Raw genomic sequence first — 14,973 nt, forward strand, 5'->3', positions numbered from 1 at the left:
TTCCTACTGAACCTTGTAGATCCAGATGAGGTTGGTGGTCAGCTCACCCTTGTTGTTCCACTGGTACTTGCGGGCCACGCCCTGACCTTCGTACTTGGTCACGAAGTCCAGCAGCGCGGGCCGCGTCACGGCGCCCGAGTCGATGCCCTTGACCAGGATGGTGCCCAGGTCATAACCCTCGGTGCTGTACGTGCCGGGCTCCTGGCCGAATTTCTTGGTGTACTCCTCGGCGAACTGCTTGCTCGCCGGGCCGCACGGGCAGGACAGGATGGCACCCTTGGTCGCCTCGCCGCCCTGCTTGACGAACTCGGGGTCCTTCGTGCCGTCGGCGCTGGCGAACGTCGCCGTCACGCCGCCGTCCTTGAGCTGCTGTGCGAACGTCGCGGCCTCGGCGTAGTACCCGCTGTAGAAGATCGCGTCCGGTGCGGCGCCCTTGATCTGGGTGACGGCCGCCGAGAAGTCCTTGTCGCCCTTCTTGACCGAGATGTTGCACGCCGAATCCGCCACCGGTCCCAGCGTGGTGCGCACGGCCGTGGCCAGGCCCAGGCCGTAGTCGGTGCTGTCGTCGACGACGCAGACCTTCTTGTACTTGAGCGTGTTCTTCAGGTAGTTGGCGACCGACGGGCCCTGCACGCCGTCGTTGGCCAGGCCGCGGAAGAAGGTCTTCCAGCCGTTCTCACTGAGCGTCACGTTGGTGGCCGAAGCGGTGGCCGCGACGAGGCCGGCCTGGTCGAAGACGGTGCCGGTGGCCTTGGTCTCGCCGGAGAAGGCGGGGCCGACGAGGCCGATGGTGAACTTGTCGTCGACGATCTGCGGCGCGATGCCCGTCGCCTTCTGCGGGTCGCCCTCGGTGTCGAAGGTCTTCAGCGTCACCTGGCAGCCGGGGTTCGCCGCGTTGTGCTTGTCGATGGCCAGCTGCACGCCGTCCTTGATGTTGATGCCCAGAGCGGCATCGGGTCCGTTCAGTGCGCCGGCCATGGCGATGGAGACCGGCGGGCAGGTGGCCTTGCCGTCACCGGCGGGATCCGCCGGAGCCGCGCCCTCGGCACTCTTGACCTCGGCGCCGTTCTCGTCGATCTGCACCTGTTCGACGATCTTGAGATTCGAGCCGGCCGCGCCGCTCTGCTTCGGCTCAGACTGGCTGCACCCCGCCAGACCGAACACGATCAGACCGGCACTGCCGACTGCAAGAGCATTCCGAGCTACGCGACTGCGCACGCTTCACCTCCGGGTCATGGTTACGTGGCACCGGATGCGGCCTGCACTCTTCGCAGGTGGGGCCGACTCCGCTGCTTCGCGTAGACAGTAACCAACACGGCGCGGCTATACGCGCTGTTGAGCGATGCTGGCCGACGTTGTCTTCATCGGACCTGTGTAAATGCTGCGGCCCGAAACACAGAGTTAACGCCGGCGCGGCTCGCGGCTCAGCCGGCGGACGGTTCCGTCGCTTCCGCGGCCGGCGGATCCAGCGTCTCGACGACGACCTCGGCCACCCGTTTCATCGTGGTGCGACGGTCCATCGCCGCCCGCTGAATCCACTTGAACGCCTCGGGTTCGGTCATGCCCTGCTTGGTCTGCAGGATGCCCTTGGCGCGTTCGACGAGCTTGCGCGTCTCCAGCCGATCGGACAGCGAGAGGACTTCCTTCTCCAGCGCCGTCAGCTCACCGAAGCGGCTGACCGCAACCTCGATGGCCGGCACCAGGTCCGTGATGGAGAACGGCTTGACCAGATAGGCCATGGCACCCGCGTCGCGGGCCCGTTCGACCAGCTCACGCTGGGAAAACGCGGTCAGGATCACGATGGGCGCGATGCGCTTGGCGGCGATCTCGGAAGCGGCGTCGATGCCGTCACGGCGCGGCATCTTCACGTCCATGATCACCAGGTCGGGCTTCAGCTGCTCGGCGAGTTCGACGGCCTCCTGGCCGTCGCCGGCCTCGCCGACGATCTCGTAGCCCTCCTCGCGGAGCATCTCCGCCAGATCCAGCCGGATGAGCGCCTCATCCTCGGCCACGAGAACACGGCGCGGTGCGACGACATCAGATGTTGACCCGGTCATCCCCATATTGTCGCGTGAGCCGCCCGAAGAGGCGACCTCGGGGCGCGGCGTTGCCCCCAGAATCACATCAACTATGGTGGTACACCGCCAGCCGACAACCGGTGCGACGCCCTCGTATCCCAACTGGCAGAGGAAACGGATTCAAAACCCGTGCAGTGTGAGTTCGAATCTCACCGAGGGCACCAATTCTCGCCGCTAAACTGCAGCCATGGGGGCACTGCGAGTCACTGCGGATGGACTGTTCGCCGTTGCCGGTCAACTCGAGCAGTATGCCCAAGCTCTGTCGGCACACACCATCAGCGGCGCGCCGCTGCCCGCCGGCCAGTCCACCGCGGATGTCGTCGCCGAGATCCAGTCGCGCGTCGATGCCGCGTCCGCGGCACATGCCGAACGGATCTGGTCGGTTGCCTCCGCACTGACCGCTGCCGGACATGCCTACTCCGACTCCGACAGCTCGGCCTCGGCCGCCTTGGCCGAGTAGCCATGACAGCCGAACTCGACTTGCCGACGCTGGCACAGATCACCGATTGGGATGTGCAGCACCTGGTCGACGCTGCCGCGCAATGGAACAAGACCGCCGACCTGTGGGAGAACTCATTCCACGACGTCTGGCAGGGCACCCTGCGCCCCGGCGGCACCACGTGGGAAGGCAGTGCCGCGGAAAACGCTCAGGACATCGCCTGGCGCGATCTGGTCAGGGTCCGCGGATCGGCCGACGCACTGCGGGCCGCCGCCAGCATCGCCCACACGGGCGCGGCGTCACTCTCCGATGTCAAGCGACTGGCGCTGGGCGCAATCGACGAGGCGCGCACCAACGAGTTCACCGTCGCCGAAGACCTGTCTGTGACCGAGGTCCGGTACCGATTCGTGGCCAGGGAACGCGAGTCGCGCGAGTCGATGGCCGACGACCACTCCGCCGACATCCGGCACTTCGCCGCAAATCTCGTTGCGCTGGACCGGGATATCGCGCACCGCCTCCGGGCGACCATGTCCGGGATCGGCGCCCCGATCTATTCGGTCTGAGCCGTAACGCGCGAGCGCCTCCCCGGCGCATCACGCGCCAGGGAGGCCTCACTCAGACCCGGGCTATGCGCCCTGATGGTGGTGTGTCTTGCCGTCCGTGCCCGAGGTCTTGCCACCGCTGTCGCCGTTCGACCGCCCCGTCGGCTTCGACGGTTCACTGGCAGCGGGAGCCGGCTTCTTCGTCTTGGCCGGCTTCTTGCCCGGCTTGACCTTGGTGCCCGGCTTGTCGCCGTCCTTGCCGTCGGTCGACTTGTCTTGGGCCGCACCGTCTTTGGCCGGCTTCTTGGACTCGTTCGTCGCCTTCGGTTCCGCTGCAGGCGAATCAGACTGCGGCGTTTCGGCTTTCGGCGTTTCCGCTTTCGGCGTCTCGGCCTTGGGCGTCTCTTCCTTCGGCGTGTCGACCTTCGGGATCTCTTCCTTGGGCTGCTCAGCCTTGGGCGTTTCGGTCTTCGGCTCTTCCGCCTTGGGGGTTTCGGTCTTGGGATCCGCCGTCTTGGGATCCGCCGTCTTCGGATCCGCCGTCTTGGGGTCCTCGGTCTTGGGGTCCGTCGCCTTCGGGTCCTCGACCTTCGTCTCCACGGCCTTCGGATCGACTGCCCCGGCGGCTTCGTGCTCCGCGGCCTCGACCACCTTGACGTCGCCCGATTCCGACTTGTCGCCGGCCTTCACGTGATCGGCGGTGTCTTTCGCATCGCCCACCTGAGACTTCAGCTCCGTCGCCGCCCGGTTGGCCGCCGAGAGCGTATCCGCACTGATCGACGCGGCGGCAGGCGCCAGGCTCGCGGTCGTGGTCGGTTGCGCCGCAGCGGGTTTGAAGATGCCCGACAGCAGGCTCTGGAAAGCCTTCACGGCATTGGCGAACGCGGTCTGCAGGTTGGCGGTGAACGACGCGAATGCCTTCTGGAACTGGGCCACCGCCTTCTGGATCAATTCGGCCAGTGCCACGATCGGTGAGACGACGACGGGCGGCAGCCCGATGGCGTCAGAGATCACCTTCACTGCCAGCTTCGCCGTCCAGTCGGCCTGGAAGATGCCGTAGCCGGTGTCCGTGCCGGGCACGCCGTCGCGGGTGGTGTAGATGAACAACGGGCCGGTGTAGGTCAGCGCCCGCCACGTGGCGATGAAGTCCGCGATGAAATCGGCCTGCTTCTGATTGCTGGCCGGATCGACGACGCCGAGTTGGTCGAGGACGGTCTGGAAGCCGTACTCGGTGGCCCAGATCAGCTTTTGGCTGTCACCGTTCTGCACCATGATCGCCCGCATCTGCTGCACCTGATACAGCGCCGCCAACGGATTCAAGGCACCCTGCGAGAACTTCAGCACCTGGTTGAACTCGTACGGGTGGACCGAGATGGCATCGAAAAAGCCTTTGGCGCCAGCGGCATACATCGCGGCGAGGAAGGTCTGCGGAGACGATGTCAGGCCGAAGAAGTCCTGCAGCGGCGCCAGGGCGCCCGCGATGACGGTGGCGGTCGGGTCCACGCCCCCGGCCCCGTCGACGCCCTTGAGGGTGGTGTAGACGGCCTTCAAGATGGCGGTGTACTTGACGGGATCCATCGGCTGGAAGAAGCTGGCGCTGTTGGGCTCGTTCCAGACCTCGTAGGCGGAGATCACGTCGCCGTACCGGGTCGCCACCTGCTTCACAAAGTCCGCGTAGACCGCAGGATCGGGCGCACCGGCGCCGGGCAGCGTGCCGCTGGGCGCCGCCCACAGGGGCGTGTGGCTGATGACCGCAAGCACGCCCATGTTGTGAGCGCGAGCGGCGTCCATCACGTTGTTCATCAGGGTCCAGTTCGCGTCATTCGCCAGATCATTCGGACCCGTCATCTTGATCAATGCCCACGGGACGAAGACCCGGACGTTCTGCACCCCGATCGACTGCAGCTGGGTCAAGGTCTTGTCGATCTCCGCCGGCGACAGTCCGTAGAGGCTCGAGTCGGCGATGCCGATGCTCGATGACTCCGGATCGATCTCGGCGGTGGGGGTGACGTCGACCGCGACCGACCGCGGCGGCGCCGGAGCGACGTGACTGTAGGTGCAGATGACTGCCAGCGGCATCAATACGACAACGACCCTCAACATGAGAGCACGGACCAGACGGTTCACCGCAGTCCCCTTTCCGCCCTGGTCACCGCCACTCAGCGATGACGCGTCGCAGTTAATTTACTGCTCCGACAACATTTTGAAAGGCGCAAATCCGAAATCTGATCGAAATAAACCGATCGCGCAGTTAAGGCAAATGTAGAGATGTCCTAAATACCTCTGGTATGTGTGCATTCAGCTAATCAATATCGGTTTGCATAATCGCCATGAGCAACAGTTTCTCTACTATTGATGCAGTTCAACGGTTATTTTGCGCACGGAGCAAAGCCATTCGACGCAACTGCAGAATATTTGGCAATTTTGATATTGATCGCTGCCCTACGTGCTTTTCAGCTATGGCGAAGGGACACCGAGTATCCACGAATATCTCACACCGCGAGCCTTTCTAAATGGCCACAGCGACTGGCCATTATGGGTCCCGCAACCACCTGAAACAGCCCCACCGGCGGCACCGTGACGGCCCGCCGTTTCGCCGTCAGCGGAGGATCCGCGGCCGAGCACCCAAATGGGGCCCCGCGCGTCTACCCTTGAATCCATGGCGATCATGGACGACGCTCGCCTCGCCGGTGGCGCCCCGGCCAGCGCCGAGTTGGTCGCCGCCGTGCGCCGTTCGGTGTGCGTACCGACCGCGACCGTCCGCGAGTGCCTTCGCCCCGACGCCGACACCCTGAGCCCGACAGTCGCCCGCAGCCGGCGCATCCTCACCCGCACCAGCCGGCTCGGCGCCATCCTCAGTGTCTTCTTCGCCTTCGAGGCGTTGACCACGGGGCCACATGAAATGTGGATCGCCGGGGTCAACCTCGCCAGTGCAGCGTTGTTCCTGCTCGTCCCGAACCTCTACCGGTTCGGCGAACTGATCGCACCGGCGGCCTTCGTCCTCATCGCCTACACCTCGGTCACCGTGGTGACCATCGACATCGGCACCGGCTCCGGCGTCCTGCTGTATTTCGCTGTGGCAGGTGCAATCACGCTGCTGATCGTGGGACTGGAACACCTCGCGTTCGCGGCCGTCGTCGCCGCAGTCGGCATCATCACCGCGACCGTCCTGGAATTCGCGATCCCGGCGCACACCGGCGCACAAACCGAGCTGGAAAGCCGGGTGTCGTTCGTCATCACGGCGGTGTCCGGCTGTCTGATCGTGATGGCGACCGTCTGGTCCGTGCTGCGCGAGAACGCCATCGCCCAGCGCGCGATCCAGGCGGAGTACCTCCGGTCCGAGACGCTGCTGGCCAACATCCTCCCGGAGTCCATCGCACAGCGCCTCAAGGATCCGGCGCACACCGTGATCGCCGACAAATTCGACGATGCCTCAGTCCTTTTCGCCGATATCGCCGGATACACCCAACGAGCCAGCGACACCACCCCCGCCGACCTGGTCCAGTTCCTGGACACGCTGTACACGGGCCTGGACGCACTCGTCGACCGGCACGGCCTGGAAAAGGTCAAGACGAGCGGTGACTCCTACATGGTCGTCAGCGGCATACCTCACGGCCGGGCCGACCACCTCGAGGCGCTGGCGTGCCTGGCCCTGGACTTCGCCGATGAGGTCCGCGAACTGACCGACCCCAAGGGGCGCCCGGTCCCGGTGCGCATCGGCATCGCCGCCGGCCCTGTGGTGGCCGGCGTCGTGGGTTCGCGCAAGTTCTTCTACGACGTCTGGGGCGACGCGGTGAACGTCGCGTCCCGGATGGAGAGCACCGACGTCGCCGGCCGAATCCAGGTGCCGCACAACGTCTATGAACGTCTCCAGCACGCCTACGACTTCGAGGAGCGCGGCGAGATCGACGTCAAGGGCAAGGGCTTGATGCGCACCTGGTACCTGGTCGGTCGAACCTCCCAAGCCGGCTCGTCGCGCGCCGACGGCGCTCAGTCCAGGCCGTGCTCGATCGCGTAGCGCGCCGCTTCCACCCGATTGGCCACCTGCAGTTTGCGGAACGTTGCCTGCACGTGGTTCTCCACGGTTCGGTGGCTCAGGGTCAGACGTTCGGCGATCTGCTTGGCGGTCAAGCCTTTTGCCACGTAACGGAGGATCTCGGTCTCCCGTTCTGTCAGACCCGCGGCCGGATCCGCACCAGGTGTCTTGGCCATGCGCCGGTGCTCCCCCAGTACCAGGCCGGCCAGGCCCGGGGTGAACACCGCACGCCCCTCACCCGTCGCGCGTACCGCGTCGGCCAACTCAGCCTTGGAGGCGCTCTTCACCAGATATCCGGTGGCACCGGCCTTCACGGCCTCCAGCACGTCGTCGCGCTCATCAGAGGCCGACAACACCAGCACCCGGCTCGCCGGTGAGACCGCCAGCACCTGGGTGGTCGCCTCGACACCACTACCGTCGGACAGTCGCATGTCCATCACCACCACCGCAGGCTTGACCACCGCGGCCCGGCGTCCTGCCGCCGCAACACCGTCGGCGGTGGCCACCACAGCGAACCCGGAGTCCTCGAGATCACGGGCAACGGCATCCCGCCAGATCGGGTGGTCGTCGACCACCATGACGGTCAGCTGCGGCGCAGGCTCAGGCATCGGAGCCGTCCGTTCTGGGCACGGTCAGCTCCCACTCGGTGCCCGCTCCCGGCGACGTCGTCAGCTCCGCCGTGCCGCCGAGTGATTCCAGCCGTCCCACAATGGATTTCGTCACGCCCATATGCCCCTCCGCAGCCGCCTGTGCCAACCGTCCGTCGGCAATTCCCACCCCATCGTCGCGGACGCTCACCACGACTTGCTCGCCCAGGTCCTCGACGAGGACGAAGGCCCGGGCCTCTGGCCCCGCGTGCACGGCCGTGTTGCCGAGCACGTTGGCCACCGCGGCATCGAGTTCGCCCGCCACGGCGGCGTCGAGCAGCACCGGGTCCGGCGGCACGCTCACCGCGACGCGATCACCCGCGCGGGTGCGGAGCATTTCCCCGACGTCGACCAGACCTCCCGGCGCCTCGTCCAGGCCGGAACTGACCAGCCGGCGCAGCGCCCGTTCCTGCTCGCCGGCCAGCTGCGCGAGTTCCGTTGTCTCACCGCCGATTTCCCGCCCCTTGCGCGCCACCAGTGCCAGCACCTGGATGGCGCCGTCGTGTACCTGGCGGGACAGCCGTTCGCGCTCCGCGGTCGCCGCCGCAATTCGGATGGCACGCTGCAACTCCGCGTGGGCCCGGCGGGCGGTCTGCGCGGCCATCCCGACGGCGAGCCCCGCCGCCAGCTCGATGACGAGTGTCGCCTGCCGGCCGAGATTGGGGTCGAAGTAGCCCTTCAGCACCGCGCCGGCCGCCGTCACCAGTAGCCCGACGCCCATTCCGGCCAGCGGCCCCAGCTGGATTGCGGCCGACAACGTCGCGTTGGTGGCCCACAACGTCGTCGGCCACGACTGGTTGCCGGCGATCCACGCCGGGGATGCCACCAGATCGGTCGACAACACCAGCACGACGACGACCAGCACTTCGGCCAGCACCCACGCCGTCCGCCGGCCGAAGCCCGACAGATAGGCCACCGCACACGCCACGCTCCAGGCGATGAGGGCCCCGAACAACACCCACGTGACGGCCGGGTGCTGCAGATCGTCATTGACCGCGAGCTGAAATCCCAAGGCGTACAGGCAGCTGAGCAGCCGGAAACCCTGCGCCGCCCGCCACAGCGGGGCGGCCGGGTCCGGTTCCGGGCCCGGTTTCGAGGCGGGGTGAACAGCCACTACATCACTTTGGACAGGAAAGCCTTCGTGCGTTCATGTTTCGGGTTGGCCATCACCTCGCGCGGGGCGCCGCGCTCCACCACCACGCCGCCGTCCATGAACACCAACTGGTCGGCCACCTCGCGCGCGAAGCCCATCTCGTGCGTGACCACGATCATCGTCATGCCCTGTTGGGCAAGCTTCTTCATGACCGCGAGGACGTCTCCGACCAGTTCCGGGTCCAGGGCCGAGGTCGGTTCGTCGAACAGCATCAGCTTGGGTTCCATCGCCAACGCACGGGCGATTGCGACGCGCTGCTGCTGGCCGCCGGACAACTGTGCCGGATACGCATCCGCCTTGCTGGACAGCCCTACCTGCTCGAGCAGATCCCGCGCACGGCCCACCGCCGCATCACGCTTGACGCCTTTGACGTGCACCGGCGCCTCGATGATGTTCTCCAGCGCGGTCCGGTGCGGGAACAGATTGAAATGCTGGAAGACCATGCCGACATCGCGGCGCTGGCGAGCGGCCTCTTTGGGCGGGAGTTCGTGCAGCTTGCTCCCGCGTTCGCGGTACCCGACCAGCTCCTCATCGACATACAACCGCCCGGCGCTGACCTGCTCCAGGTGATTGATACACCGCAGGAACGTCGACTTGCCGGATCCGGAGGGCCCGACCAGCACGAGGACCTGTCCGCGATCGACTTCCAGCGAGACGCCCTTGAGGACGTCGAGGGCTCCGAAGCTCTTGCACACCTGCTCGGCGCGCACCATGGGGGTCATGCGGGCACACCCCCATGGTCGCCCATCTGTGCCAGGGCAAGGGCCTCGAGTTGCTTGGTCGTCAGTTTGCGCGACGCGCCCCGGGAGAAGTACCGCTCCAGGTAGAACTGGCCGACCATCAGCACGCTGGTGATGACCAGGTACCAGGTGGCGGCGACCAGCAGCAGCGGGATGGGCTGGAAGATCACCGCGGAGATGTCGCGGGTGCGGGTGTACAGCTCGAGCGTGTACGGCACGGCCGTGACCAGCGAGGTGGTTTTCAGCATGCTGATCAGCTCGTTGCCGGTGGGCGGCACGATGACTCGCATCGCCTGCGGCAGAACGGTGCGCCGCATGGTCATCCACCACGACATGCCGAGGGCGACCGACGCCTCGGTCTGCCCCTCCGGGACGGAAATGATTCCGGCACGGATGATCTCGGCCATGTAGGCGGCTTCGTTGAGGCCCAGGCCGACGAAGGCCATCTCGAACGCCAGCGACAGACCCTGCAGCTGGATGTGGAACAGCGAAGGACCGAACGGCACCCCGATCTGGATGTTCTGGTAGATCGACGGGAACAGGCCCCAGAACACCAGCTGCACGTACACCGGAGTACCGCGGAAAATCCACAGATAGCCCCATGCGACCGCGCGGAACACCGGGTTCGGTGACAGCCGCATCACGGCCAGGACGACGCCGAGCACCAAGCCGATCGTCATCGCATAGACGGTGAGCTGCACGGTGTTCCACGCTGCCTCGGCCACCCGCTCGTCGAGCAGATACTTGAGGTAGGTGTCCCAGCCGTAGGCCGGGTTGGTCGCGGCGCCGTAGAGGAACAGTCCGGCAACGATGATGATCGCGACGGCCCCGACCCACCGCCAGGGATGCCGCAGCGGTACCGCGTGGATGGCAGCTGGACCGTGCGGGTCAGCCGCCGACTCAGCTTTCGTCACGTCAGCTGGTGGCCCCGTTGATGACCGGCTTGTCGATCATTCCGGCCTGCACGCCCCAGTTGGTGGCGATCTGCTTGTACGTGCCGTTGTCGATCAGGTGCTGCAGCGCCTGCAACAGCGACTGCGCCAACGGCGAGCCCTTCTTCACGGGCCAACCGTAGGGCGCCGAATCGAACACCTCCCCGGCTTGTACCAGCTTGCCGCCCGCCTGCTTGATCGCCCACAGCGTCACCGGCGAGTCCGCCGACATGGCGTCGGCCTGGCCCACGACGACGGCGTTGGCGGCCTGGTCCTGGTTGTCGAACTTCACCACGTCGATGGGCGGTTTACCGGAATCGGTGCACGCCTTGGTCTTCGCGGGCAGTTCCTCGGTGTCCTGGACCGTGGTGGACTCGACGGCGATCTTCTTGCCGCAGGCGTTGCCGGGGTCGACATGGTCACCCGCGCGCTGCGCCCACAGGCTGCCCGCCGAGAAGTAGGTGACGAAATCGACCTGCTGCTCGCGCTGCTTGCTGTCGGTGAACGACGACATGCCGACGTTGTAGGTGCCGGCCTGGATCGCCGGGATGATCTTGGAGAAGTCCGACTCTTCGCGGTAGTCGACCGTCAGGCCGAGCGTCTGCGCGATGGCGTTCATCAGGTCGACGTCGAATCCGACGACCTTGCCGCTGGGATCCTTGTATTCGTTGGGCGCGTACGGGATGTTCACGCCGACGATCAGCTTGCCGCTGGACTTGATGGCCTCCGGCACCGTGTTGGCGATGGACTCGACCTTGGCGGCCGGAGCCGCAGACGAACTCGATGCGGGCGAGCTGGATTCGGTGTTCTTGGTGCATCCGGACAGCGCCAACGCGCCACTGGCCGCCACCACCACCGCAATGCGCCACGCCGTGCCCCGACGGGTCTGACTCACACCTGACACGTTGCCTCTTCCTTCGTGCTCAACTCTGCTCCGACCACAACTGCCATGCCACACCGCCAGCGCGCATCGGTCAGCGCGCTGCGTTGGAGAGCACCTTATCGGCACGGTGGTCACCAAGCAGCCCAAACGCCAGTTGTCCACATCTAGAACCAGCGAAAAACAACGATGTCCGAACTCGGCCCCCATGGCGTCAAATATGTGAGACTGCGTCAATGACCACGCAAAATCCGCCAAGTCTGTTGCAGCACCTGTGGAAAACCGAGCTCATCGCGGGCCTGATCGCCGTGGTTCTGGGCGCCGCCGTGTTGGCTCAGCCCGGCATCTCGGTCGCGGTGGCGGCCATCTTCTTCGGCGCCTACCTGCTCGTCACCGGCATCGGCCAGATCGTGTTCGCCTTCGCCCTGCACGTCACAGCCGGCGCACGCGTGCTGGCGTTCATCAGCGGCGCCGCGTCGCTGGTGCTGGCCGTGCTGGCGTTCCGCCACCTCGGCGACGCCGTACTGCTGCTGGCGATCTGGATCGGCATCGGCTTCATCTTCCGTGGGGTTGCCACCACGGTGGCAGCCATCAGCGACCCGGCACTGCCCGGACGTGGCTGGAACATCTTCCTCGGTGTCATCAGCCTGATCGCCGGCTTCGTGGTGCTCGGTTCGCCGATCGAGTCGATCGGCACGCTGGCGCTGGTGACCGGCATCTGGCTGGTGGTCACCGGCGTCGCCGAAGTGATCACCGCATTCGGAATCCGCAAGGGTGCCAAGGCCGTTGACAAAGCCATCAACGAGGTGGCGCCCCACGCCTGAGTCCGCAGACCGTCGGCAATTGTGTGGCCGGGCGCACGTGTGCGCGCGGCCACACAATTGCCTGTACGGCAGGTCTGGACCACCGGGCGGATGAACTACTACAGTAAGTCGTAGACCGGTCCCTCCGGCTCGGGGAAGGCTCAATGGACGCACTGGATGTATCGAGGTGGCAGTTCGGGATCACCACCGTCTACCACTTCATCCTGGTCCCGCTGACCATCGGTCTCGCGCCGCTGCTGGCCGTCATGCAGACCATCTGGGTGGTGACGGGCAATCCGGCCTGGTACCGGCTGACCAAGTTCTTCGGCAAGCTGTTCCTGATCAACTTCGCGCTGGGTGTGGCCACGGGAATCGTGCAGGAATTCCAGTTCGGGATGAACTGGAGTGAGTACTCGCGTTTCGTCGGCGACGTGTTCGGCGCGCCGTTGGCCCTGGAGGGCCTGGCCGCATTCTTCTTCGAATCCACTTTCATCGGCCTGTGGATCTTCGGCTGGACCAAGCTGCCCCGACTGGTGCACCTGGCATGTATCTGGATCGTCGCATTCGGGGTGAACGCGTCGGCGTTCTTCATCATCTCGGCCAACTCGTTCATGCAGCATCCCGTTGGCGCGCACTACAACCCGGAGACCGGCCGCGCGGAGCTGACCAGCATCTGGGAGCTGCTGACCAACAACACCGGCATCGCGGCGTTCACGCACACCGTCGGCGGCGCCATCCTGACGGCCGCCACCTTCGTCGCGGCCATCAGCGCCTGGTGGATGGTGCGCAGTGGCAACACCGAAGAATCCCGCACCATGTTCCGGCCCGCCGCCATGCTGGGCTGTTGCGTCGCGTTGGTCGCGGCCGCCTCGCTCGCACTCACCGGGGATGCCCAGGGCAAGCTGATGTTCGTCCAGCAGCCCATGAAGATGGCGTCGGCAGAATCGTTGTGCCACACCGAAACCGACCCGGATTTCTCGGTGCTGACCATCGGCACCCACAACAACTGCGACAGCGTCATACACGTCATCGAGGTGCCGTACGTGCTGCCGTTCCTCGCCGAGAGCAAGTTCGAGGGCGTCCGGCTCGAAGGTGTGCAGGACCTCCAGAAGGCCTACGAGGCCAAGTACGGTCCGGGTGACTACCGGCCCAACCTGTTCGTGACCTACTGGTCGTTCCGCATGATGATCGGGTTGCTCGCGTTCCCAGGGCTTTTCGCGCTCACCACGTTGTGGCTGACGCGCAAGGGCCGCATTCCCACGCAACGTTGGTTGAGCATCTTCGCGCTCGTGACACTGCCCATGCCGTTTCTGGCCAACAGCGCCGGCTGGGTCTTCACCGAGATGGGCCGGCAACCCTGGGTGGTCGCCACCAACCCGACCGGCGACCCCAACCTGCACCTGACCATCCGGCAGGGCGTGTCGGCACACAGTGCGGGCACGGTCTGGATCTCGCTGCTCACCTTCACCGCGCTCTATGCACTGCTCGCCGTCGTCTGGTTCTGGCTGATCCGCCGCTACACGCTCGAAGGGCCGCTGGAACACGACGCCGAGCCGGCGCCGCCCACCCCACCCGGCAGCGACGACGTCGCCCCACTGTCGTTCGCGTACTAGGAAGGGGCAGCCATGACCACCAGCGAGCAGCCGAAGGCGGATCGCGCATGACATTGCAGCACCTCTGGTTCATCATCCTGGCCGCGCTGTTCCTGGCCTTCTTCGTCCTGGAGGGGTTCGACTTCGGCGTCGGCATGCTCATGGAGTTCTTCGGCCGCGCCGCCGACGGCGACGAGGGAGACGCGGAGCAGTACCGCCGCGCCGCGCTCAACACCATCGGACCGGTGTGGGACGGCAACGAGGTCTGGATCATCACCGCGGGCGCCGCGATGTTCGCGGCGTTCCCCGGTATGTACGCCACGCTGTTCTCGGGCCTCTACCTGCCATTGCTGGCGATCCTGGTCGGCATGATCGCGCGCGTGTGCGCCATCGAATGGCGCGGCAAGATCGACGACCCGACGTGGCGCCGGTGGGCCGACATCGGCATCGCCATGGGGTCCTGGCTGCCGGCCGTGCTGTGGGGCGTGGCATTCGCCTCCATCCTGCGCGGTCTCCCCGTCGACGCCCGCCATCAGATTCAGCTGTCGGCGGGCGATGTGCTGAACCCGTACTCGCTGCTCGGCGGAATCGCCACGGCCAGCCTGTTCGCGTTCCACGGCGCGGTGTTCGTAACGCTCAAAACCGAAGGGGCCGTGCATGATACGGCCCGCCGCTTCGCCACCCGCCTGACGGTTCCGGTGACGGTGATCGTCGCCGCGTTCGGCATCTGGACCCAGGTCGCGTACGGCAACGACGTCACCTGGATAGCGCTCGGAGTCGCCGTGGTGGCCCAGCTTTCGGCCGTCCGGCTGGTATGGACACGCCGCGCCGACGGGTGGGCCTTCGCGGCGACGGCCGTCGTCGTCGCCGCGGTGGTCGTGCTGCTGTTCAGTTGCCTGTATCCGAATCTCATTCCCTCGACCCTCAATCCGGCGTGGAGCCTGACCATCCACAACGCGTCGTCGACGCCGTACACGCTCAAGGTGATGACCTGGGCCGCGCTGCTGTTTGCCCCGCTGGTGATCGGCTACCAGGGTTGGGCCTACTGGGTGTTCCGGCAACGGATTTCGGCCGCACACATCCCGGTTTCCATCGGGTTGTCCCGAAACGGCGGGTCGCACTGACCCGATC

The 14,973-nt window shown here is 66.0% G+C and carries 14 protein-coding genes and 1 tRNA gene; 7 read left to right on the plus strand and 8 right to left on the minus strand.

Annotated features, from left to right (window positions below):
- Nucleotides 1–3 precede the first annotated feature (3 nt).
- Nucleotides 4–1,218, minus strand: coding sequence for a branched-chain amino acid ABC transporter substrate-binding protein (locus QRN63_RS11140; protein ID WP_267317854.1), 1,215 nt, complete (start codon nucleotides 1,216–1,218; stop codon nucleotides 4–6).
- 206 nt (nucleotides 1,219–1,424) lie between these two features.
- A complete protein-coding gene (locus tag QRN63_RS11145) occupies nucleotides 1,425–2,057 on the minus strand; it encodes a two-component system response regulator PdtaR (RefSeq protein ID WP_061006301.1) in 633 nt (210 codons plus the stop codon).
- A gap of 108 nt (nucleotides 2,058–2,165) precedes the next feature.
- Between QRN63_RS11145 and QRN63_RS11150 the strand changes: the two genes are divergently transcribed.
- The 3 genes from QRN63_RS11150 to QRN63_RS11160 all read left to right on the plus strand — a co-directional run bounded on the left by QRN63_RS11150 (nucleotide 2,166) and on the right by QRN63_RS11160 (nucleotide 3,080).
- Nucleotides 2,166–2,242 (plus strand) — tRNA-Leu (locus QRN63_RS11150).
- A 23-nt stretch (nucleotides 2,243–2,265) separates the two neighbouring features.
- Nucleotides 2,266–2,538 carry a hypothetical protein gene (locus tag QRN63_RS11155; RefSeq protein ID WP_267317855.1) on the plus strand — a complete coding sequence of 91 codons (273 nt, stop codon included), beginning with the start codon at nucleotides 2,266–2,268 and terminating at the stop codon, nucleotides 2,536–2,538.
- Nucleotides 2,539–2,540: 2 nt separating this feature from the next.
- Entirely contained in the window at nucleotides 2,541–3,080 is a 540-nt protein-coding gene (locus QRN63_RS11160) for a hypothetical protein (protein ID WP_267317856.1), read from the plus strand.
- Nucleotides 3,081–3,143: 63 nt separating this feature from the next.
- Here QRN63_RS11160 and QRN63_RS11165 read toward each other — a convergent pair whose 3' ends face one another.
- Nucleotides 3,144–5,138, minus strand: coding sequence for a cellulase family glycosylhydrolase (locus QRN63_RS11165; protein ID WP_285030804.1), 1,995 nt, complete (start codon nucleotides 5,136–5,138; stop codon nucleotides 3,144–3,146).
- Nucleotides 5,139–5,718: 580 nt separating this feature from the next.
- Between QRN63_RS11165 and QRN63_RS11170 the strand changes: the two genes are divergently transcribed.
- On the plus strand, nucleotides 5,719–7,077 hold the full coding sequence (locus QRN63_RS11170) for an adenylate/guanylate cyclase domain-containing protein (RefSeq protein WP_285030805.1): 1,359 nt from the start codon (nucleotides 5,719–5,721) through the stop codon (nucleotides 7,075–7,077).
- Here the strand turns inward: QRN63_RS11170 and QRN63_RS11175 are convergent.
- The 5 genes from QRN63_RS11175 to QRN63_RS11195 are packed head-to-tail and all read right to left on the minus strand — an operon-like array spanning nucleotide 7,050 to nucleotide 11,471.
- The gene (locus QRN63_RS11175) at nucleotides 7,050–7,703 is read right to left on the minus strand and encodes a response regulator (protein ID WP_285030806.1); all 654 of its coding nucleotides are present in this window, start codon (nucleotides 7,701–7,703) and stop codon (nucleotides 7,050–7,052) included. The genes QRN63_RS11170 and QRN63_RS11175 overlap by 28 nt on opposite strands.
- Nucleotides 7,696–8,856 carry a MacS family sensor histidine kinase gene (gene macS / locus QRN63_RS11180; RefSeq protein WP_285030807.1) on the minus strand — a complete coding sequence of 387 codons (1,161 nt, stop codon included), beginning with the start codon at nucleotides 8,854–8,856 and terminating at the stop codon, nucleotides 7,696–7,698. Before macS ends, QRN63_RS11175 begins: the two co-directional genes overlap by 8 nt.
- Entirely contained in the window at nucleotides 8,856–9,608 is a 753-nt protein-coding gene (locus QRN63_RS11185; RefSeq protein WP_267318049.1) for an amino acid ABC transporter ATP-binding protein, read from the minus strand. Before QRN63_RS11185 ends, macS begins: the two co-directional genes overlap by 1 nt.
- Nucleotides 9,609–9,613: 5 nt before the next feature.
- On the minus strand, nucleotides 9,614–10,549 hold the full coding sequence (locus QRN63_RS11190; RefSeq protein ID WP_267317861.1) for an amino acid ABC transporter permease: 936 nt from the start codon (nucleotides 10,547–10,549) through the stop codon (nucleotides 9,614–9,616).
- Nucleotide 10,550: 1 nt separating this feature from the next.
- Complete coding sequence (locus tag QRN63_RS11195; protein ID WP_502888114.1) at nucleotides 10,551–11,471, minus strand: ABC transporter substrate-binding protein; 921 nt, start codon at nucleotides 11,469–11,471, stop codon at nucleotides 10,551–10,553.
- Nucleotides 11,472–11,665: 194 nt separating this feature from the next.
- Between QRN63_RS11195 and QRN63_RS11200 the strand changes: the two genes are divergently transcribed.
- The 3 genes from QRN63_RS11200 to cydB all read left to right on the plus strand — a co-directional run bounded on the left by QRN63_RS11200 (nucleotide 11,666) and on the right by cydB (nucleotide 14,966).
- On the plus strand, nucleotides 11,666–12,271 hold the full coding sequence (locus QRN63_RS11200) for an HdeD family acid-resistance protein (RefSeq protein WP_410506082.1): 606 nt from the start codon (nucleotides 11,666–11,668) through the stop codon (nucleotides 12,269–12,271).
- Nucleotides 12,272–12,414: 143 nt separating this feature from the next.
- Nucleotides 12,415–13,863: a cytochrome ubiquinol oxidase subunit I gene (locus QRN63_RS11205; protein ID WP_267317864.1), complete on the plus strand. Its 1,449-nt coding sequence runs from the start codon at nucleotides 12,415–12,417 to the stop codon at nucleotides 13,861–13,863.
- A gap of 47 nt (nucleotides 13,864–13,910) precedes the next feature.
- Nucleotides 13,911–14,966: a cytochrome d ubiquinol oxidase subunit II gene (gene cydB, locus QRN63_RS11210; protein ID WP_285030811.1), complete on the plus strand. Its 1,056-nt coding sequence runs from the start codon at nucleotides 13,911–13,913 to the stop codon at nucleotides 14,964–14,966.
- Nucleotides 14,967–14,973: the final 7 nt, after the last annotated feature.

It is taken from the genome of Mycolicibacterium sp. lyk4-40-TYG-92 (genome assembly GCF_030209435.1).
In the GTDB taxonomy this organism is placed as follows: Bacteria; Actinomycetota; Actinomycetes; order Mycobacteriales; family Mycobacteriaceae; genus Mycobacterium.

What these genes read in the sequence shown, in the direction of transcription:
- QRN63_RS11145 (WP_061006301.1), bottom strand. Translation starts at nt 2,057, where the DNA reads ATGACCGGGTCAACATCTGATGTCGTCGCACCGCGCCGTGTTCTCGTG.
- QRN63_RS11155 (WP_267317855.1), top strand. Translation starts at nt 2,266, where the DNA reads ATGGGGGCACTGCGAGTCACTGCGGATGGACTGTTCGCCGTTGCCGGT.
- QRN63_RS11160 (WP_267317856.1), top strand. Translation starts at nt 2,541, where the DNA reads ATGACAGCCGAACTCGACTTGCCGACGCTGGCACAGATCACCGATTGG.
- QRN63_RS11165 (WP_285030804.1), bottom strand. Translation starts at nt 5,138, where the DNA reads ATGCCGCTGGCAGTCATCTGCACCTACAGTCACGTCGCTCCGGCGCCG.
- QRN63_RS11170 (WP_285030805.1), top strand. Translation starts at nt 5,719, where the DNA reads ATGGCGATCATGGACGACGCTCGCCTCGCCGGTGGCGCCCCGGCCAGC.
- QRN63_RS11175 (WP_285030806.1), bottom strand. Translation starts at nt 7,703, where the DNA reads ATGCCTGAGCCTGCGCCGCAGCTGACCGTCATGGTGGTCGACGACCAC.
- QRN63_RS11185 (WP_267318049.1), bottom strand. Translation starts at nt 9,608, where the DNA reads ATGGTGCGCGCCGAGCAGGTGTGCAAGAGCTTCGGAGCCCTCGACGTC.
- QRN63_RS11205 (WP_267317864.1), top strand. Translation starts at nt 12,415, where the DNA reads ATGGACGCACTGGATGTATCGAGGTGGCAGTTCGGGATCACCACCGTC.
- cydB (WP_285030811.1), top strand. Translation starts at nt 13,911, where the DNA reads ATGACATTGCAGCACCTCTGGTTCATCATCCTGGCCGCGCTGTTCCTG.